Genomic DNA, 20,895 nt, shown 5'->3' with positions numbered 1-20,895 from the left:
CCCGTCCGTCTTTCGGTCTTGCAGCTGCGTGTTCAGGTCAGCGCTGCGGTGCGCACGTCGGTGATCAGCATGTGCCCCGGCGCATGCGTGATGCACAGCTCCGGCCGTGCCTGTTGCACCACCGCCTGGGGTGTCACCCCGCAGGCCCAGAACACCGGCACTTCACCCGGCTGCACGGGCACCGCATCCCCCCAGTCGGGCTGTGCGAGATCGGCAATGCCGATGGCCGCCGGATCGCCAAAATGCACCGGCGCGCCGTGCGCACGCGGCATGCGCGAGGTGATCTCGATCGCGCGGATGGCATCGGGCACCAACATCGGCCGCATCGACACCACCAGCTTGCCCGCCAGGCGGGACGTGCCGATCGTGTCGACCGACGTGCGATACATCGCCACGTTGCGCGACATGGCGATATGGCGCAGCGGCACGCCCGCTTCCATCAACGCATGCTCGAACGAGAACGAGCAGCCGATGGCAAACGCGACCATGTCGTCGGTCCACAGCGCTTCAACGTCGGCCGGCTCGTCGGCCAGTTCGCCGTTGCGGTAGACGCGGTAGCGCGGCACGTCGCGGCGCACGTCAACGTCCTGGCCCAGATGGCGGAACACGGGCACGCCGGGTTCGGTCACGTCCAGCAGCGGGCACGGTTTCGGGTTGAGCTGGCAGAAGCGCAGGAACTCGTTGGCCCACGTATCGCGCAGCATCACGATATTGGCCTGCACGTAGCCATCGCACAGGCCGCTGGTGTGCCCGCGCAGCACGCCCGAGCGCGCCGCAAGGCGGGCGGAATACGGATTTGCGTACGCCACGCTGGCACCCGGGCGGGTGTGTACGGGCATCGGCGCCGGGTGTTCCGGCATTCTTTTTGCCTGGGCTATCTCCACTGCCGTCGTCATGCAAGCTCTTCCACAAGGTTGTTCGTGCGGCAAATTGTGAAAGCGTGATGAAACGCGGTCCAACGAAAGTTTCGGATTGCAGGCGATAGGAAAAGGTGATTGCCGAGGCGGGTGCAGCATCCGCGCGTGTAGAATCCCTCGCCCTACCGTTTGCCGCTCCTCGCCTGACATGGACTACCAAGCGATCCTGGACACCATCCACCGCGACATCCAGCCGTACCTCGGCCAGGGGCGGGTTGCCGATTACATCCCCGAGCTGGCCGGCGCCAATGCGGCGGATTTCGGCATGGCCATCGTCACGCTGGGCGGTGATGTCTACACGGTGGGCAAGGCGGATGCGCCGTTCTCGATCCAGAGTGTCTCCAAGCTGTTTGCCTGCACGCTGGCCTTCCAACTCGAAGGCGAAACGCTCTGGCAACGCGTCGGCCGCGAACCCTCCGGCAATGCTTTCAACTCGCTGGTGCAGCTCGAATACGAGAGCGGCATCCCGCGCAACCCGTTCATCAATGCCGGTGCGCTGGTCGTGACCGACGTGTTGTGCCGCCGCTTCGTGCAGGCTGAAACCGCACTGGTGCAATTCATGCGGCGGCTGGTCGACAACCCGCGCATCGACTATGTGCGGCGGGTGGCCGAATCCGAACTGGCCCATGCCGACCGCAATCGCGCGATGGCTCACTTCATGAAGAGCTTCGGCAACCTGCACATGCCGGTGGAAACCGTCATCGATGCGTACTGCCGCCAGTGCGCCATCGAGATGGACTGCACCGACCTCGCCCGCGCGGTGCTGTTTCTCGCCAACGGCGGCGTCGTGCCGTGGAGCGGTGAGCGCATCGTCGATGCCAGCCCCGCCAAGCGCCTCTCTGCACTGATGCTGACCTGCGGTACCTACGACGCGGCGGGCGACTTCGTCTATCGCGTGGGGCTGCCCGCCAAGAGCGGCGTGGGCGGCGGCATCGTCGCCGTGCTGCCCGGCGAGTTTGGCGTGTGCGTGTGGTCTCCGGGGCTGGACGTCAGCGGCAACTCGCTGGCCGGCCTGCAGGCGCTGGAATGGCTGACGACGCTGACCGGCCGCTCGATCTTCTAACCCTGCCACCACGGCACGCTTCCGTGGCCTGGGCGGCCTAGGCGGCTTAGGCGGCTTAGGCGGCTTCCGTGTTGCGCTCGACTTCTTCGGCAATGGCATAGCGCGGGCCGACCGACAGGCAGAATTCCCGCGCCATCGTGCGTGCCAGGCCAACAATGGCTTCGTGCACCTCCAGCCCCGCTCCCGCGCGCCATGACGCGATGATCGGCAGCGCGGGCAACGCCGGTTCCACTTCCAGCACCGTCAATGCGCCGCTCTCAATGCGGTCGCGCACCAGCACGGTGGGCAACGCGCCCACGCCAAAGCCATCGCCCACCAGGCGCGTCATGGCGGCCACCGAATTGACGCAGTTCACGCGCGGTGACTCCACCCCGCTCAGGTGCAGCAGGTTGAGCATGTCCTGATGCGGCCGCGAGTTGCGCACGAAGGTGATGAGCCGTTCGCGCGCCAGTTCACCCAGACTGCCATACGGGTGCGCCAGCCGGGAGTTGGTGGCCACCACCCAGTGGATCGGGTACTGCGCGAGCTGCACGTTGCGCACACTTTCGGCACGCAGCAGATCGGTCTGGAAAGCAATGTCGAGCGCGCCCTTCTGCAAATGCTCGACGAGGTGCATCGCGCTGTCGGCCACGAGTTCGATTTCCAGCGCAGGAAACATCTCCGCCGTGCGCGCGATGAGCGGCGAGAGCCAAGTGTGGATGACGCTGTCCATCGCCCCCACCCGCACGCGCCCTTCAAAGCCCGGGCGTTGTGCCACGGCTGCCTGCAACTGGTGCAGCGTGCTCACCATGCGGTCGGCATATTCCAGCACCTTGTGGCCATCGGGCGTGAGTTGCACGCCGCGTGTGTCGCGGTCAAACAGGCGCACGCCCAGCTCTTCTTCCAGCGCGGCAATGCGCGCCGAAATGGACGCCTGCGTGGTGAACAGTTTGTCTGCGGTGAGACGAAAACTGCGCAGCCGCGCCACCCAGACAAAGGTTTCCAGGAAACGTAGGTTCATGCCCTGCCCCTCGTGTTGTTGTATGCGGCCTGCTTGCGGCGCACCCGCTGCGCCACCGGCCCATGCAGCGCGCTCAGGTTACGGATTTTCGTGCTGCGGCGCACGCTCACGCACGCCTGTTCGGCAGTTTTTACCAGAGCCCCGCCAAAACCGCTACGGAACCTCGTAGTTTCTACAAAAGCGGCCGCGCCCACACCCGCGCCGCACTACGTAATTCGCCAATAGCTGTGCTGGCAACCGGCGTCCAGAATGCCCTTATCACCCGATTGCTTTCAATCAGGCCCACCCCGCATGGGGCGAAGCTGGAGGACACCATGCCTGCCATCGACGAGATCAACGGCCGCATCGTCTACTACCGTCCGCCGCCCCCTCCGCCGCCTCCGCCCACCCCCGAGCAGAAACAAGCCGCCGCCGACGCCAAAACCAAGACCGACGCGGCCATCCAGACAGCCAACACGGCGGTCAACGACTACATCAACAACGGCGACGACTCCACGGCCGCGCAGGCCAAGCTCGACAAGCCGCTTTCGGACGTCATCAACTCGGTGCAGAACGAGTTGCGCCGGCAGGCCGACGAAGCGCCCGGCGGCGGCGAGAAGAAAGCCATCGAAGACGCAGCGGACGCCATCAAGAAACGCGATCCCGATGCCAAATGGCTGGACAAGATCGTCGACGACGCAAAAGACGCGGTGGAGAAGCAAGACCCGAGCCAGCGCACCGCATCGGAAGCGCGCGACGGCGTGCTTGATGCCCAGGACAAGCTGCAGGACGCGCAAGACATCAAGGTCACGAACCGGACCATTGCTGAAGACAAGCAGGACTCGATCAACACGACGCAGGCCAACCTGGACAAGGCCATCCAGGATTTCAAAACCGCCATTGGCGGCGAGCTTTCCACGTACGAGAACTTCGGCTCCGGCGACAACCTGAAGGCCGCCAACGATGCCACCGATGCGCTGGCAAACGCCCACCCTGATTGGGACGACGGCAGCCTCGCCCTTGCCAGGAACATCGCCACGGCCGATGCGATCCAGTACCAGATCAACCACATCAACCCGAACGACCCCACGCTATCGGCACAGGACAAGGCGCTCGCCACCAACGACCCGGTGCAGTTTGCGTGTGTGCAGCTTGCGCGGCCGCACGCCAATGACAAGAACGCCGAGCAGATCTACGAGCAGATCGGCGCAGCCAGCTACGACGTGCGCGTGAACTACACCAAGGATCAGGTCGCGGCCAAGATGAAGGCGGGCGATGCCCAGGGCGCGCTGAAGATCCTGTCGACCAACATGAACGACGTGTCGGTCACCAGTGCCGACCCCGACGCGCGCGACCATCTGTACCAGGTGGCCGGCGCGCCCTTCTTCAACGCGCACAGCGACTACTTCAACAAGCAGATCAGCGACCTCACCCAGGTCTACAAGTACAACCCCGACGACCCGGACGCCAATCGCAAGATGGCCGACAGCACGGTCAAATACGACGCTGTCGGCAAATGGATGAAGGACCTCGCCACGGTGGCACCGCCCGAGGTGGCAAACAACCTGCTGACAACCGTAGAAGATCGCTTCAACGACAACGGCCACTGGTTCCAGAGCAACGCCGGCGCCGACACGTCTGGACTCGTGCCCCATGGCTCGGACTTTTATGGCGGCTTGAGTCTGACGGCTGCCGTGGCCGATTCACCGCGCTTTGCCAGCGACCAGTCGAGCACCGACCACGCCCAGCAGGTTGCCAACTGGCTGACCACCAACTCCAATGCCAAATCGTTCCTCTACAGCATGCAGACCTCCGGCTCGGGTGGGAGCATGCCGTCGTGGGTGCCGGTGCAGAACGCCGTGGGCGACGGCAACGGCGCCACCGTCACCGATGCGCTCATCCAGCAGCACGGCAAGGACTTGCCCAACGTCGACATGCTGCAACGCGCCTTCGACCGCGGCAACGAGAAGGTCCAGCAAAAGCAGGCAGAGGCCGACTACAAGACGTTCCAGTCCGACCAGAATGCGGGGCTGAAGAACATCTTCGGGCAGATGTCCAAGACCACCTTTGGCAAGGGCACGCCGCTTTACAACGACAAGGCGCAGACCTTCACCGGCCCCGATTCCGACACGCAGCTCAAGAACTACATCGGCGGCGCGCTGATGATCCAGGCCGACAACGCCGGCGCGCAGAGCAGCGGCGCCACCGGCACCGCGTGGTTCACCGGCGGCAACAGCACCAAGGTCATCAACGAGGTCAACAAGACGATCCACGAGGCGGGCGGGGACAACCCGACCGTGAAGGCCATTCCCATCGCCTACGTGGACACGAGCGCGGGCGTGATGCCGACGGCGTTGTTCGAAGTGGCCGACAAGAATGGGGGTAAGCCGCACTACATCGACGATCGTGGTTGGGACTACAGCAGCCTTGATGATTACCGCCACAACAACGCCTTGTCCGACGGCGGCACGATCTACGTGCCGAAGAACCTGGCTGGCACGGTCTCGCTCGACAGCAACGGCATTCCGGACGTCGATCACTTCAGTGCACATATCACCACGACGGGGCAGAAGATCCGGCACGTTGTCGACATCGTGGCCGGTGTAGCCACGGCGGTGGGCGGCGTGATCCTGTCAGTCGGCACGTTTGGCGGCGCGGCACCCATTGGGGGGGCCTTGGTTGCGGTCGGCACAGGCTGGATCGTGGGCGAATCGATCGATCACCTCGACACACTGGCGGATCACGGCCGCTCGTGGTCGCCGCTGAACCCCGAAGCGACGAATGACTGGCTGGCCATCGTCACCTCTGCTGCAGGCGAGTACAGCCTTGCGGGCAAGGGCCTGGTCGCCGTATCGGACGTGGCCAATGCATCGAGGCTCTTCAAGATCACGCGCTCGGCGTCGGACCTCGTGGCTGGCGGCGGCGGCATGATCATGACGGGCGCGCAGGTCAAGGACCTGCTGATGTACGGCGACCGGATGTCAGGCGAGCAGAAGGCCGAATCCATCATGTTCCTGGGTCTCGGCCTCGGGCAGGTGGGTGCAACGCGCATGCTCGAACGCGTTGGGCTGTCACAAGGCACCGAACGCGTCGGCCTGCTCAACGCACTGAAGAACAACGCCGGTCGCTACAAGCCCACCGAGATGGCGCCCGAACCCACCACGGTGGCCGCCAATGACCCAGCCACTGCGGGCCGACCAACCACCGATCCGACCACCGAGCCAGTGATCACGCAAGCCGGCGGCAAGACCACGGAGCCTGCCGGCACCGACCCGATCGACCCGGTCACAGGCAAGCCCAAAACCGCCGGCGACCCTATCACTGAACCGGGCAAAACAGGCACACCGGGCGACGAAAGCAACCCGACCAACCCGGGGCCTGCACGCCCCTCGCGGCCGCTGCCGGGCGCCCTGGACGACCTCGCCAACCCGGAAATCACGCTGACGAGCTTTACCGACACGCAAAAGGCTCTGGACGCCGGCACGCAGAATGCGCTGTCGCAGCATGCCGATCTACTGCTCGATGCAGAGAACTACCGCACCGACGGCACCACCAATGGCCGCCACCCGCGCGGCATTGGCGTGCGCAGGCTGGCCGCCAAGCTTGCCGAGATGAGCGACCAGCAGCGGCAGCTCATCCTCAGCAAGGCTGAGTTCGCGCACGACACCGCCAACATCAAAGACCCCGTGCGCATGAGCTGGCGCCAGCGCATGCAGCTCTACCGCGGCAAGTCGTCGGTATTCGGCCGCACGGCGGATCGCATCATGTCGCCGGTGGACCGCATCCAGGCGCTTTTCGTGGATCGCGGCATCCGCAAGTTCTTCGTCAAGGGCGGCACGGAAGACGCCGCCGCCGCGCTGCAAGACACCCAGCGCATTCTGCTGGTGACGGGCTTCACCGTCGGGCGAGATCCGGTCTCGGGCCGCGCCCTGCCGGAAACGGACGGCCCCGTCGGCACCGCTGAAATGGCAGCCAAGCTCGCGCTGGCCGGCCGGGACATGACCATCGCCACCGATTCGGCCAACATGCCGGTCGTGCAGTCCGTGCTGGCGAGCCTCGATGGCGGGCATCTCGTCAAGCTGGAGCCGTTCGATGCCAAGCGCGGGCAGCCCGCTCACGATGCCGCGAACGAACTGCTTGACCGCGTGCAGCCCGACGCAGTCGTCGCCATTGAACTGCCGGCCCGCAATGCCGACGGCGATTACCTCAACATGCGCGGCATCTCCGTGACGGAAGTGAATGCCCCGAAGGATCAGATCGTGCTTGAGGCCAACAAGCGCACGGGGATTGTCACGGTGGGGGTGGGCGACGGCGGTAACGAGGCCGGCATGGGCAGCCTGCGCAGCAATATCCCGCCCGTTACGCTCGCCGATAACACCACGATCGATTTCGCATCGACCGTGCCGGTGAAGTATCCCGTGACTGCGTGGAACTCCAACTTTGGCGCGCAGGCCATCCTGGCCAACATGCTGCACCAGATGGGCCGCATGGACCTCATGACCACGCCGGAGGAACTGCACGCAGCCATCAAGGCATCAGTGGATGCCGGGGCGGTGGACGGTGTCAGCCGCAAGCGCGAAGCCAGCGTCGACGGCTTCCCCTCACAGGTGCATCAGGGCATGCTCGTGCTGCTGCGCGAAGCGATGAACCACATGCCCACGGACAAGACCTTCGACGAAGCCACGCCCGCGGAGCCGTTTACGTTTGCCGCATTCGATTCCAGCAACGGCGGGCTGATCGCCGCCAAGAACATGCTGGCGACCATCAAGGCGCAAACGGGCGAAGACCTCCCAGTGGCCATCGTGGTCGACCACGCCAACGCGCCCTATGGCCCCAAGAGCCCAGAGGCGCTCATCCGCCTGGTGGGCAACGGCCTGCAGACGGCGCAGCGCCTGAAGGCCGCCATGGTTGCCATGGCGTGCAACACAGCGTGCACGGCCTTCCCCAAGGCGCTGGACAACGTGGACGTGCCCGTCATCGATTTGATTGACGTCACCTCACGCGCCATCGTCCAGCACGGCGGAGACCGCCCGGCCGTGATCGCTACCGCCGGCACCGTCAAGAGCCTCGCCTATCAGGAGAAGGTGGCCACACTGACCGACGGCAACATCCGCCCGCAGGCCGTAGCCGCTCACAAATTTGCTGATTTCGTCAACGACCTCAAGCACAAGATCGATGATCCGACGGTCAAGAAAGAACTGCAGGAGGCATCCGACCTGTACGTGTCGGAACTGGACCCGACCACCACATCGCTGTGGCTGTGCTGCACGCACTATCCAGCCATGAAGGACTTCCTCGTGACGTCGCTGCAGAAGCGCGGCATGGATATTCCCGTGGTCGACCCGATGCAGTACCAGGCCAAGGCGGTGCTCGATGCCATCGGCCAACAGGAATGGAAGGTGCCCAGCGCGGCGTATTCGTCCGATCCGTATGTCGTCACGTCTGGCAAGACCGGGCCGGTGAGCGAGTCGGCGCAGAACCTGATGGACCTGCCCGATGTGCCAGTGCAACGCGTGCGCAGGTTTGGCCCCGGCAGGACGCTGGACAGCGTGATTCCCTCGAACCCGAGGCTTGAGCCCAGCCCCATCACCAATGCCGTGCAGGCGCTGTTCACCGGCGACTCGGCCCGCATTGAAAACCCCTTGGGCATCGACCAGGCCGCCGCCGCGCTGCAAAACAGCAACCGCATTCTGGTACTGGCCGGCGCCCGCAACGCACACGGCGCAGTGGATACCGATGGCGTGGCCGGCGCCGCTGTGTTCGGGCATGACATGCAGGCGGCGGGCAAGCATGTCGTCTACGTGGTGCCGCATGAAGCCGTGCCGGCACTCGATGCCGCCCTGCAAGCGCGCGGTGCCGCAGTCAATGACTACAGCATCGTCCCCTTCGATGCCACACACGGTGAATCGGCACGCGCCGCCGCGCAGGAGCTGTTCAACGGAACAAACGGCGAGGCACCGGACACCGTTGTGTCGATCAACGTGCACGGCCGCAATAGCGAAAACCGCTACGTCGACCAGAACGGCAACGACGTCACTGACCAGACCGTACCGCTGGACGAAGTGGCCATTGCCGGCTGGAAGACCGACGGCGTGACCACCATCGGCGTAGGCTCGCGCGGGCATGAAGCCGGCATGGGCAACACGCGCCGCACGGCCCCGCAGGTAACCCTGCCCGATGGCACGGTGGTGGACCCGCGTTCAGTGGTGCCGGCGGACCACTATGTGAGTGCATCGAACTCCAACTGGGGCGCGCACGGCCTGGCGGCTTCGGTGCTGGAAGCCGCCGGCCGCACGGACCTGCTGACCACCCATCAGCAGCACATGGACGCGCTGAACGCCACCGCCAGCGCCGGTGCTGTCGATGGCGCGACGGGCCAGGCCACCGGTACGGTGGGCGGACACGACAGCAACACTTATCAGACGGTCGTGCAGATGATCAACCTGGCTGCGGGCAAGAAGCCCGATGTGCCGCCACCTTCGACCGCAAGCGCGACAGGGCCGAAGGGACCGGGAGGCCCGCGGCCCGACAACGCGGCGCCCAGCCCGCAGCCCACCGGCAGCAAGACTACGGAGCCCACCGCCCCGGCCATCAAGACCAGCGAAGCCGGCGACGATGGCAACGGCACTCCGCCCACCGGGCCCGACCGCGCCGCCAACGCTGGCGAACCCAAGCGCAAGCCGTGGATCCGCTGGATCTTCGCGGGCTCGCTCACGGGTGCGTTCTCCACGGCTGCGAGTTCCGCCACGCTCACCGGAAGCGCCGCGACGCACGCGGTATTCGATCCGTCCGTCACCAGCCCGCTGTCGTTCATGTATCGCGGCGGCATCGCAGCATTGCGTGCCAACAAGACACGCGCCGTGTCTGACCAGGTCGGCAAGTTGGGCACCGAAGACTCAGACTCGGCACTGGCTTGGCTCAAGACCAACATGTCGGATCATGGGCACCGCTGGGGCGTGACGAAGGGGGACCGGCAAACCATCGCCGACGCGGTAGCGCGGTTCCAGGACAACCCGGATGCGCTCACCGCCGCGCTGTCCAAGGTCGACGATCCCAAGGCCAAGGACGACCCCGATGTACAGGCACTGCTGGCCCTCAAGGGGGCGCCGGGCAAGCTGCTTTCGCCCAAGAGCCCCGTGGGGCGCGCGAACGACACGCTGCAACTGCTGACACTTGCGCTCAATAACGGCAACACGGCTTACTGGTTCGCCATGCATGGCGCGCACCTGAACACGCCGTCGTTCTGGAGCAATGCGCTGTTCCTGAGCGCCAACCTGGCACTGTCCAGCCGCAACTTTGCCGGCCGCCTGGGCGCGACGTTCAACGACAAGGCGACCAACGCGAGCCCGTGGCTGAACCGTGCCCAGGCGTTCACGATGTCGCTGTACACGGTCGGTTCAGTACCCCTGGCGATGAACGACGCGCTCATGCACACCAACAGCCCGGCCATGGGTGCCACCAAGGCGGCACTGGACCTGGCATTCGGCGCAGGCGCCCTGCGCATTGCCGGCGACCTGATGCCCAGGGTCGGCCAACGGCTGCCGAGCAACGCCATGCTGCCCGGCGGCGTGATCCTGGGTGTGGCGGCGGTCACGCGCTTCGGCATCGAGCTGTTCGCGCCCAACCAGGCGGCCAAGCCGGCCGTTGCGCAAGTGCAGGCCAACGGCAACGGGCAGGATCAGAACAACCAGCCCATTGCCGCGTTCCCGCTGCCCGACATGCAGGACGTAAGCGGTGACCTGCTGCGCGCCAATGCCCCGCACGCGTTGCCATCGATCGGCCCAGCGAAGTCGCCGCAGTATGCGATCGTTGGGCCCGGCGACACGCTCTGGCAATTGAGCGCCACCGATGCCGCCAAGCTGCTTGGCACCACGGGCCCGGCATCCGACGCGCGCACGGCTGCCGCGTTGGACAAACTGGCACCGATGAACAGCCAGTTCGACTGGGCGGCGCTGGATGGCAATCCATATACGCAAGGCGCAACGGGACAGGACCCGGATCTCGTCGTCCCGGGTGACATCGTGCGGATCGGATAACGGGGAAAGCAAGCCGGGCAGCGGGCAGCGGGCAGCGGCGGGCGCAGCAGTCAGGCGCCCGCCGCCTTTTTTCTTTCGCGTTCGTTGCGCGTTCAGGAAGTGGACGACACGTAAGGATTGCCCACCGCATCCGCGCCTTCAGCCCAGCGCAGCAGCGCCGCCACATCGCGGAACAGCGTGCGGTCAATGGTTGTATCCATCGGCACGGTGTCGTGCAGGCGCTCCGCCAGACCTGCGTTGGCAGCGGTCGGCACGAGGTGGTATTCGGCCATCTGCCGGATGCGCTGGACAGACTCGCCGCTGCCCTTGGCGATCACCATCGGCAACGTGCCATCGCCGGGGTAATACAGCGCCACCGCATGCCGCGCACTGAACACGATGGCGGTGGCAATGCGCATGCGATCTTCCAGCGCGCTGTATTGCACCTCCAATGCAAGCTGGCGGCGGCGCCCCACGATGTGCGGATCGCCCTGCAGCTCACGGTGCTCACGGCGCAGTTCTTCGGTAGACATGCGGTTCTTCTTGAAGAATTCGAAACGCACGTGCCAGTAGTCCAGCGCGGCCATCAGCACGTACACCACCGCCGCCCAGCCGAACAGCACAAGAATCAGATGCGCGACCACAGCCAGAATGGCCGCCGGCCGACCGTAACCGGCCTGCAGCGGCAACGCCAACGACCCGCGAATCACCACAAACAGCGTCAGCGCCAGGCAAGCCACCTTGAACAGCATGATGGCAAGGCCGATGAGGTTGCGCACGGAGAACATGCGCTGGATGCCTTCCCCCGGATTGAGCCGTGACATTTGCGGCGTCAGGCGTTTGGGCGCGAACATGCCGCCCACCTGGGCAAACGCACCCAGCACTGCCAGCACGGTCACCAGCAACAGGACGGCGGCGCTCAACAGGAGCCACTCCGCCCCGGCCGATACCAATGCCTGCCGCACCGCTGCAGTCGGGTCGCGCGCCTGCGCCACGGCGCTCACGTTCTGTATCAGCAGGCCGCGCATGCGTTCGAGCAACCACGGCCCGCCTTGCCACAACAGCACGAGCATCCCGATAAAGACCAGCGCGCTCGTCACGTCCGTGCTGCGGACGACTTCGCCTTCGCGCCGCACATCCTCCAGCCGGCGCTGGGTGGGCTTGTGCTGTTTCTCGCTCATGAGCCGGGGCTGTGCAGCAGCGCGCGCAACAGCCAGACCATCTCACCATTGCCAGCCAGGAAGGTGCGCATCGATTCGAAGACAAAGCCGAGGAACAGCACCATCATCAGCACGGCCAGCAGGCTCTTCACCGGCTGGGCGAACAGGAACACGTTCAACTGCGGCACCGAGCGGTTGATCAGCCCGATGCCCAGCTCCGCCACCACCAGCACGATGATCACGGGTGCGGCCAGCTTGAGCGTCCAGCCGAGCACGCTATCGGCCTCGTGCACCGCAAACTGCTCCAGCGCGACCGATGCGCTCGGCAACATGCGTTCGATCGGCCAAAGCTTGTACGACTCGAAGAACGCGCCAAGCATCACATGCAGGCCGCCGCCTGTGACGAACAATGTGACAGCCATGAAGCCGAGGAAACTGGCGGTCGGCCCGCTCTCATGCCCGGCCACCGGGTCAAAGAAGGATGCATTGCCCGAGCCGGTCTGAAAGTCGATCAGGTGGCCGATGTTCTCGATGGCCCAAAGCAGCGCGCCAAACGCCATGCCGAGCAGCACGCCGATCAGCGCTTCCTTGAGGGCCAGCGCCATCCACAGGCCGCCGCCCTGCACGTTCATCGCCGCGCCCGCCATGGACGGCGCCACGAACACCGCCAGGATGGCGATGAACCCGCTGCGCACCATGCCCGTCACCACCCGCCCGCTGAACACGGGCACGATGAACATGATGGGCAGCAGCCGCGGCAGCACCAGCAGCGCCTGCCGGAACAGGCCTTCCATGGAGTGCGGATCGAACCCTTGCATCGGCTCAGGCGGTGATCTTCTGGCTGACCAACTGGCGCGCGAGCTGGGCTTCAAGCGCGGCGTCTTCTTCCTGCCATTCCGCCGCGCGGCGCTGGGCGGCCACCACGCGCTGCTCGGCACGGTCGACGGCCTCGCACTTGGCGTTCGCGCGGGCCACATGCCGCTGGGCGCGTGCCTGCGCCACCTGCTCGGCTGCCAGCGCCGTGCCGGTCTGCGTTGATTCGACGTGCGCGTTGACGATGGCGCGATCCAGCGCCAGCCGCGCGGCATTGGCGCCGCACAGCAGAGCGACGGCGCTGCGCGCGTCTTCACGCACGGCCTGTTCAATGGCAGCGTCGTGCGCAGAGCGCGCCGATACCGTTTGCTGCAACCCTTGCTGCGCCGCCGCGTTCTGCGCGGCTGCCTGGGCCACCAGGGCAGCCTGCTTCTGCGCACGCGCCATGGCGCCGAGCTTGCGCGCTTCGCGCACGCGGGCGAGCTGACGCAGCACATCGCTCATAACGCCCCCACCACGGCTTCGAGGTCGGCCACGGTGCGCTCCAGCTTCACACGCGCATCGGCGTCCTGCTCAAAGAAGCGCGCAAGCGCGGCATGGGCGCGCAATGCGGTATCGCCCAGGGCATCGCTGCCTTCGCGGTATTCGCCAATCTGCACGAGCAATTCGATCTCCTGGTATTTGGCCAGCAGCTCGCGCACGCGTTGGGCGGCGGCGCGATGCGCTGGCGTGGTCACCTGCGGCATCACACGGCTGATGCTGGCCAGCAAATCGATGGCCGGATAGCGCCCGGCCAGCGCCTGCTTGCGCGAGAGCACGATGTGCCCGTCGACGATGGAGCGCACCTCTTCGGCAATCGGATCGCTCTCTTCATCGCCCTCCACCAGCACGGTGTAGAAGGCGGTGATGACACCATGCGCACCCGCACCCGCCCGCTCCAGCAACTGCGGCAATACCGAGAACGTGGAGGGCGGAAAACTGCGCCGCGTGGGCGGCTCGCCGCTCGCCAGCCCGACCTCGCGTTGCGCCCGCGCAAACCGCGTGAGTGAATCAACGAGCAGCAGCACGTTCTTGCCGCGGTCTCGGAAATACTCGGCCACGGCGGTGGCCACCAGTGCACACTTCACGCGCTCCATGGCCGGCCGGTCAGACGTGGACACCACCAGCACCGTCTTGCGCCGCGTCGCCTCCGGCAGGCAGAGCTCCAGGAATTCACGCACCTCGCGCCCGCGCTCGCCAATCAGCGCGATGACGTTGACATCGCTCTGCGCGCCGCGCGCGATCATGCCAAGCAGCGTGCTCTTGCCCACGCCCGACGGCGCAAAGATGCCCAGCCGCTGGCCAATGCCCACCGTCAGCATGGCGTCGATGGCACGCACCCCGGTGGAAAGCGGCGCGTCGATGCGGCGGCGTGACAGCGGGCTGGGCGGCTCTGCATGCGTTGAAACACGCTCGTTGGTGAACAGCGGTCCGCCGTCATCCATGGGCGCGCCCAGCCCATCGAGCACGCGGCCAAGCAACGCATCGCCCACGCCAAAACGATGCGCGCTGCCGGAGGGAATCACCTCCGTGGCGGCCGACAAGCCGTGCACGCTGCCCAGCGGCGTCAGCAAGGTGGACTGCCGCTCGAAGCCAACGACTTCCGCATAGATGCTGCGTTCACCGGGCGTGCGCAGTTCGCACACTTCGCCCAGCCGCGCCTGGATGCCCGATGCATTGAGCATGAGCCCCACCGCACGGTGAATGCGCCCGCGCATCTGGACGCCCGCAGCCATGCCGTCGGCGCGCTCCAGCACGTCGCGCAGGCTACGTTCCAGATCGCCCGCGTCGATGATGTGGCTGACGGCGGGTTCGGTCATCCTTCGTCCCCGACCAGTGCGGCGTGCAGCGCAGCCAGTTGCGTGTCGATGCCGGCTTCGACCACGCCGGATGCGGTCTCCACCACCAGCGCCTCTTCCGACAGGCTGGCATCGGGCACCACGCGCACGCGGCGGGTACCGTCGGTCATGGTTCCCAGCACACGCTCCAGATCCGCCACCTGCTGCGGGGCGATGCGCACCGTCAGCACGGGTTCGTGTTCGACCAGTGTTTCGATGCGCGCGAAGGCCTTGGCATAGATCGCCTCGCGCGGCAGATCGGCCGCCAGCTCGCGCACGGTGCGCGTGACGAGTTCGGCCATCAGTTGCTTCATGGCCGCCAAGGCACGCGCGTTGGCAAGCGCATCGGCGTACAGCCGCGTGGCGGCTTCGCGTTCGCCCTTTTCATAGCCTTCGTCGTAGCCGGCCTTGAGTCGTTGCTCGCGCTGCGCCTCGGCATCTTCCAGCAAGCGCTCACGTTCTTCCTGTGCGTTGCCGAGGATGCTCGTGGCATCGAGCAGCGCTGCATACTCGTGCTGCTTGAGCACCTTGCGCTCGCTCAGGATATGCAGCTTGTCGGTGGTAATCAGAAAAGCCAGTCCCATGCCGGCACCTGTTCAGGAATCAAGCTCAGCCGCAGCAGCTCGCCCAGTTCTGCGCGTTGCGTGCGGCCCAGCAAATACGGCGGCCGATCGGCGTCGGCCGCGTTGCGCGGAAACTTCAACGCCAGCCGACGGATGACGGCCGGGCCAAACGGCACCAGAAAATCAGTCAGCAACCGGCGCCCACGGGCGCGCAGCGTTTCCACCGCCAGGCGCGGGTACTGGCGCTGCGCCTGCAGGGTCTCGGCAACGGCCTCGAAGGCCGGCATGCGCTCCAACGCAAAGGCCACCAGCGGTGCACCGAACGCCAGATCGATGGCCTGGCGCGTCTTGCGCGAGACTTCGCCCTCGCGCAGCCACTGGCGATGCAGGCAAAGGCCGCAGCACACGGCCAGGCGCTCCAGCGCGTCGGCGGGCAACAGGGCGACGCGCTTTTCCATGGCGGTGAAGTCGTAGTCCCATTCGCCGTGCAACTGATGGGCTTGCAGCAGCGCCCGCGCCAGCACGGCGCGCCCGGCCTCGCCATAACGGGCGGGGTCGCGCAACGCCAGCGGCCAATCCGCGGGCAGCCACGACGCGTCGATATAGCGATCCGGCCGCAGGTTGAACGTGGCAACCAGCCCTGCCAGTCGCGCATCGGTGGTCATGACGCCCGCTCCGGCCGACGTCCGCTGAGGTTGTCGAACACGCCACGCCGCCATGCCACGAGACCTGTTACCACCATCGCCGCGACGATCAGCAAGCCGAGCAACCACACCAGGGGGTTGCGCATGCTGAATGTGCCGAGCAACGCCGCGCCCTTTCGCACGTCCACCGGCACCGGCTGTGCGCCCTGCAAGAACAGCGATACGTTGTCGTAGCTCAGCCCTTCAATGCTGTGCGCGACGAGGTCTTTCACCATCGGCGCCATGGCGGTGAGGTTCACGCCGGGCCGGTAACGGATGTACACCGCAGCGGAGGCTGGCTTGGCCTTGTCGGCCAGCGGATCGTTCTCGGGAATCACGACATGCACGTGCGCGAGCATCACGCCATCCACATCCAGCAGCGTGCGCGACAGCTCCTGCGATACGCCGTAGATGTAGCGCACGCGCTCTTCAGCCGGCGTGGCTACCAGCCCCTGTTTCTGGAACACCTGGCCGAGTGACGCCAGGCGCGGGCGCGGCAGGCCCTGCGCACGCAGCACCGCCAGCGAGGGACCCATGTCGGCCTGGTCGACGGTAAGCGTCCAGGTGCGGCCTTCCTGGCCCTGGCCGTCCTGCACGAGCTTCTGCCCGCTGATGCCAGCCGCCGACAGCGCGGACACCATCTCGTTGACCTCGACCTCCGACAGGCCGGTGTACAGCTCCTGCTCGCACCCGGCCAGGCCGAAGAGGCAGGCAAGCGCCATCAGCACACCCAGCAATCGGTTCATGTCAGCCTTCCTGGTTCTTCAGCAGCGAGTGGCTCACGCCGTTGGCGGCCTGCGCAAAGCTCATATCCATCTGGTACTCGGCCAGCGTCATCGAGGCGAAGTAGCTGAAGTCGGCCAGCTTCACCATGGTCATGGTCACGTCCATGCTGTCGAGCGAGTCGAGCATTTCCTGCCGCTTGCTGTTGATGCTGGTGTAGCGCTCGTTGAGGTCGTGGCCGTAGTCGCGCCACTGACCCATCGCACCGTCGGCGCCGGGCCCACGCGTGAACGAGAACGACACATCCGGCACCGGCGATGGCGTTGCGTGGGAGGCCATCGGAATGGGCTGCGCCGGCAACGTCGCGGGCTGCACCGTCGTGGTGGCAACCGGGCGCATCATGCCGCCAAACTGCTGGGCGTCGGTGGGCATGGCGGCCTGCGTAGCCGGAGTGCCGATGCCCTGCTCGACCTGCCCCGGGCCCTGGGCCGCATACGCCGCGGGGTTCACCTGCGCGGCCTGGCTGGCGCCGGCAGCACCGCCGGCTTGCGCCTGTGCGGCCTGAGTCGCGGCAACGGCCGCAATCGCATTCGCTTCGATCGACATCGTGCCCTCCTGAATTCGGTGAAGCGGCGGCAGGCCGCGCCCGCCGCCGCTGGGGTTGCGCGTCAGCTCGCGCGCGCGCCGTCGCGGACGGCACCGGCTGCCGAAGCCGCCGTATTGCTCAGCGATTGGGCCGCGCCGATGATGCCGCTGGCTGCCGCGCCCTTGGCTGCGGCGGCCTGCACCGCCGTGGCGATCTTCAATTGGTCATCGCCGGACTGGTTGATGCTGCCGATGGCGCCGTCGACGCCGGTGGTGGGTGTACCTGCCATGGTGCTCTCCTGGATGTCAGTCAAAAGGGTCAAAAGGATCAAACGGAACTACCAACTGCCTGGCGGTGGCAACCGGCCTCGCATCTGCCGGCGACCTCCGTACGACACACCCCACGCGCGGGAAAGGGGACCCGCTGCGCTACGGTGTTTGCGGCTGGATCGGCCACGTGACCGATTGCCCGCCGCGGTCGAGCACCACACCATCTGAAGCGATGCTCTTCACCTGGAGGCCGCCCTTGAGACGGGCGCCCTCGAAATACAACTGGCCGTCACGCGTCTGCACAAAGCGCGTGCCGTCTTCGTCTTCATACGTGCTCACGATGGCGGGCAGGCCGTCGGGGCGCGGCGTTTCCGCCACGATGTTCGGCGGCGGCGGGCCATCCCACGCCACGCGGTCGACCACCTCGACGGCCGGCTTGGCGTCGCGCGCGTAGTTGCGGATACGCTGCCATGCCTGTGCGCGATCGGCCGTGCCGCTCACCACGATGCGGCCATGCCCGTCGTAGGCCACGTTCAGCGCGGCCGTGCCGCTGGTGCCGCCGGCGCTGAAGTACTGCTGCGCAGCGGCCAGCAGATCGCTCACCACATACACCTCGCCAATCGACACATCGGACAACCCGCGCGCGCGGCTCAGCAGCGCCTGATGATCTGCCTCGGTCGGCACGTAGCCGGACACGCGCGACGTGCCGTCCGACGCCGGCGTCACCACAATCTCCGCCGGGTCACCCAACGCGTGGCGGACCTGCGCTGCACGCGCTGCGGGGTCGCGGCCCCACAGCGACCAGCCGTCATGCCCGGCAAACGCGACCACGCCGCCGGCCAGCAGCACCGCAAGCCACAGGCCGATGCCGGCAACCAGCCAAGTGCGCCCGCGCCCCGCCTTGGTGGACACCCGCGACAGCCACACCGCGGCGGCCAGCGGCATCCACGACGGCACGCGCTCTGCCAGCACCGCAGCACCCGCGCCTTCCACTGCGGCGGCCGGCATGCGGATCGTCCCGACCTTTTCGATGCCGACGCGGATGTCGCCCATGGCAATCACATCGCCTGGCACCACGCTGCGGCGCGTCTGGCCGAATGGCTGGCCGTTGAGCGTTGGCTCGGCGTCATCCAGCCGGCGTGCAGAGACAGCAATGCCGCCCACCTCGAACATCAGCTCGCGCGCAGCGACACTGCTGTCGGGCACGATGATTTCGCAGTTGGGCGCCGAGCCGACCACGTTGGCGCCCATCCGCAGCGGCATCGATCTGCCGTATAGCGGGCCGCTCAGGAAGCACAGCTTCCAGGGCGATTTATCCGAGTGCGGCGAGGGTTGTGTGGCTGGCTGGTTCATGCAGTCGCGAAACAGGCGGCGTGGGCAAGGTGCCGACACTGGCCGGCGGCTGGTTGGGTGCCGGCGTGTTGGGCAACGGGCCCGGTTTCCAATCGGTCGATCCCGGCACCGGCATGCCAACGCCCGGGATCGATACGGCAGGCACGTCGTTCGGATTGGTACTGGCGGCGGTCAGGATGCGGGGGGTCAGCAGATAGAAGCGCTCCATGTGCTGGCCGGTCTTGTTGGTGTACTTGAACAGGTTGCCGATGAAGGGCACGTCCGACAGGAACGGAATGCCCGACTTGGTGTTGTTCAGGCTGTCGGAGTTGAAGCCGGCAATCAGCAGGCTCTTGCCTTCTTCGATCATCGCCTTGGTCACGATCGAACGCTCCTGCACCACCGGCAACTGCGAGACGCGGTCGTTGGTCAGGTTGCCGTCGTCGATGTCGATCGACATCATCACGCTCATCTGCCCGGCCTCGTTGACGATGAGCGGCGTGACCTTCACGCTCGTGCCCGTCGTGATGCCGTACAGGGACGCATCCTGAAAGCCCGACACCGGCACGTAGAAGTGGATGAGGTTTTCGAGGATGGCTTCGGTGTTGTCGAGCGCCAGCACCTTCGGCTTGGCTTGCAGTTGCGCATTGCCGCTCTGCGTGAGCGCATTGATGCGCGCCAGCAGGTAGTTGCGCAGGCTGCCGCCAATCGATGCGGTGAGCGCCATGCCGATCGGGGTCGTGGCGCCGGTCTGGCCGTCTTCCGTGGTGCCGAGGTTGAACGTGAGCGGCGGATTGTTGCCGTTGCCGGATTGGAAATCGCCGTGCGTGGTATGCAGGCGCCAGTCGACGCCGAGGCTGTCGAGCGAATCGGTGCTGATGTCGATGATGGTGAGGTTGATCTCCACCAGTCGCGGCTTGGTATCGAGCGAGGCAATCAGGCGCTCGTACTGCGCCATGTGCTCGGGCACGTCGCGGATGAGCACGGCGTTGATGCCCGCGTCGGCCTCGATGCGAGGGAGGTCAGGCGGTGCACCACCGCCCGATGCGGCGGGCGCCTGCGCGCCGTAGCCGGAATCGCCCTGCGCGCCGGCCAGCGGAATCTCGATGCGCGGCACGTTGAGGCTGTCACCGGAGCTGAGCTTCATCTGCCGGGTCGGCCCAGTCAGCCGCATGGCGCGCGTGGGCGACATACCGGGGCTGCTGGCACCCGGGTTGGGCGCGCCCAGCAGACGACGCATCATGGTGGCAATGCCCGGAATCGTCACGGGCTTGCCAGACCGGTTGATCTCCACATCGCCCGCCCATGCGTACTTGAGCGGGAATGCGCGAATCTCGGCGCGATCCATGCCGCGCGACGGATCGGCAATCGATGCAATGGCCTGGCGCACCAGTTCCACATAGCGCTTCGGGCCAGATGCGTAGACGGTGTTTTCCTTGTCGCTCACAACCAGCGGAAAGCGCTGATCGGTGATCTGCATGGCGCGCAGGATCTGCGCAAGCTCCGGGCCGCTGCCCTTCGGAATGGGGAAGACCTGCGTCTGTGAATCGTCTGCGCGATCCACGTAGATGAGCGAACCGTCGTAGTACCACGTGAGCCCGTAGGTGGCGCACACGGTATTGAGCGTGCTGGCAGGCGGGCCCGAGAACTTGCCGTTGATGGTGCCCTCCACCTTCGGGTCGACAACCGCCGTCACGCCTTGGGATGCCGCCAGCTCGCGGATGAAATCGCCCACCTTCTTGCCTTCGGCCACCAGCGTGTACGACCGGTTGCGCCAGCGCAGCTCGGCCGCCTGCACCAGGGCCGCCGTCGTCAGCAGCCATAGGCACGCTGCTGATGCACTCCACCGCAGGAATCGATAGCGTTTGTTCACGCGTGTTCTCGCTCGGTTATGTTGTTGTTTGTTCGGCGCCAT

15 protein-coding genes are annotated in these 20,895 nt (G+C 66.2%); 2 read left to right on the top strand and 13 right to left on the bottom strand.

All coding sequences use genetic code 11. From position 1 onward, the window contains the following. Positions 1 to 32 precede the first annotated feature (32 nt). Positions 33 to 839: a putative hydro-lyase gene (locus BG83_RS0121440; RefSeq protein WP_024978651.1), complete on the bottom strand. Its 807-nt coding sequence runs from the start codon at positions 837 to 839 to the stop codon at positions 33 to 35. Positions 840 to 1,065: 226 nt separating this feature from the next. Here BG83_RS0121440 and BG83_RS0121435 point away from each other — a divergent pair, with 226 nt between their 5' ends. Beyond that, positions 1,066 to 1,980, top strand: a complete 915-nt coding sequence (locus BG83_RS0121435; RefSeq protein WP_024978650.1) for a glutaminase — start codon at positions 1,066 to 1,068, stop codon at positions 1,978 to 1,980. Between the two features lie 55 nt (positions 1,981 to 2,035). Here BG83_RS0121435 and BG83_RS0121430 read toward each other — a convergent pair whose 3' ends face one another. Further along, on the bottom strand, positions 2,036 to 2,980 hold the full coding sequence (locus BG83_RS0121430) for a LysR family transcriptional regulator (RefSeq protein ID WP_024978649.1): 945 nt from the start codon (positions 2,978 to 2,980) through the stop codon (positions 2,036 to 2,038). A gap of 314 nt (positions 2,981 to 3,294) precedes the next feature. On the opposite strand from BG83_RS0121430, the gene BG83_RS0121425 reads away from it, so the two are divergent. Next, positions 3,295 to 10,995 (top strand): glutamate cyclase domain-containing protein, encoded by a 7,701-nt coding sequence (locus tag BG83_RS0121425; protein WP_024978648.1) that lies wholly within the window; start codon positions 3,295 to 3,297, stop codon positions 10,993 to 10,995. Between the two features lie 92 nt (positions 10,996 to 11,087). On the opposite strand, the gene BG83_RS0121420 is transcribed toward BG83_RS0121425, so the two are convergent. The 11 genes from BG83_RS0121420 to sctC form a co-directional block, all read right to left on the bottom strand. Then, complete coding sequence (locus tag BG83_RS0121420) at positions 11,088 to 12,155, bottom strand: EscU/YscU/HrcU family type III secretion system export apparatus switch protein (protein ID WP_024978647.1); 1,068 nt, start codon at positions 12,153 to 12,155, stop codon at positions 11,088 to 11,090. Further along, on the bottom strand, positions 12,152 to 12,928 hold the full coding sequence (sctT, locus tag BG83_RS0121415) for a type III secretion system export apparatus subunit SctT (RefSeq protein ID WP_235193233.1): 777 nt from the start codon (positions 12,926 to 12,928) through the stop codon (positions 12,152 to 12,154). Before sctT ends, BG83_RS0121420 begins: the two co-directional genes overlap by 4 nt. A 28-nt stretch (positions 12,929 to 12,956) precedes the next feature. After that, positions 12,957 to 13,451, bottom strand: coding sequence for a hypothetical protein (locus BG83_RS0121410; protein WP_024978645.1), 495 nt, complete (start codon positions 13,449 to 13,451; stop codon positions 12,957 to 12,959). After that, positions 13,448 to 14,806, bottom strand: a complete 1,359-nt coding sequence (locus tag BG83_RS0121405; RefSeq protein ID WP_024978644.1) for a FliI/YscN family ATPase — start codon at positions 14,804 to 14,806, stop codon at positions 13,448 to 13,450. Before BG83_RS0121405 ends, BG83_RS0121410 begins: the two co-directional genes overlap by 4 nt. After that, a complete protein-coding gene (gene sctL, locus BG83_RS0121400; protein ID WP_024978643.1) occupies positions 14,803 to 15,408 on the bottom strand; it encodes a type III secretion system stator protein SctL in 606 nt (201 codons plus the stop codon). The genes BG83_RS0121405 and sctL overlap by 4 nt, the downstream gene beginning before the upstream one ends. Then, on the bottom strand, positions 15,390 to 16,052 hold the full coding sequence (locus BG83_RS0121395) for a SctK family type III secretion system sorting platform protein (RefSeq protein WP_024978642.1): 663 nt from the start codon (positions 16,050 to 16,052) through the stop codon (positions 15,390 to 15,392). Before BG83_RS0121395 ends, sctL begins: the two co-directional genes overlap by 19 nt. Next, a complete protein-coding gene (sctJ, locus tag BG83_RS27955) occupies positions 16,049 to 16,816 on the bottom strand; it encodes a type III secretion system inner membrane ring lipoprotein SctJ (protein ID WP_051541538.1) in 768 nt (255 codons plus the stop codon). Before sctJ ends, BG83_RS0121395 begins: the two co-directional genes overlap by 4 nt. A 1-nt stretch (position 16,817) precedes the next feature. Then, positions 16,818 to 17,399 (bottom strand): hypothetical protein, encoded by a 582-nt coding sequence (locus tag BG83_RS27950; protein WP_024978641.1) that lies wholly within the window; start codon positions 17,397 to 17,399, stop codon positions 16,818 to 16,820. A gap of 62 nt (positions 17,400 to 17,461) precedes the next feature. After that, positions 17,462 to 17,668: a hypothetical protein gene (locus tag BG83_RS0121380; RefSeq protein ID WP_024978640.1), complete on the bottom strand. Its 207-nt coding sequence runs from the start codon at positions 17,666 to 17,668 to the stop codon at positions 17,462 to 17,464. 139 nt (positions 17,669 to 17,807) lie between these two features. Then, positions 17,808 to 19,001 carry an FHA domain-containing protein gene (locus tag BG83_RS0121375; RefSeq protein ID WP_024978639.1) on the bottom strand — a complete coding sequence of 398 codons (1,194 nt, stop codon included), beginning with the start codon at positions 18,999 to 19,001 and terminating at the stop codon, positions 17,808 to 17,810. Next, positions 18,961 to 20,895, bottom strand: a complete 1,935-nt coding sequence (gene sctC, locus BG83_RS0121370) for a type III secretion system outer membrane ring subunit SctC (protein WP_080693710.1) — start codon at positions 20,893 to 20,895, stop codon at positions 18,961 to 18,963. The genes BG83_RS0121375 and sctC overlap by 41 nt, the downstream gene beginning before the upstream one ends.

This window comes from Ralstonia pickettii (assembly GCF_000607165.1).
Classification (GTDB): Bacteria; Pseudomonadota; Gammaproteobacteria; order Burkholderiales; family Burkholderiaceae; genus Ralstonia; species Ralstonia holmesii.
The sequence above is the reverse complement of the archived record's forward strand: the minus strand, read 5'-3'. Positions and strand labels throughout refer to the sequence as shown.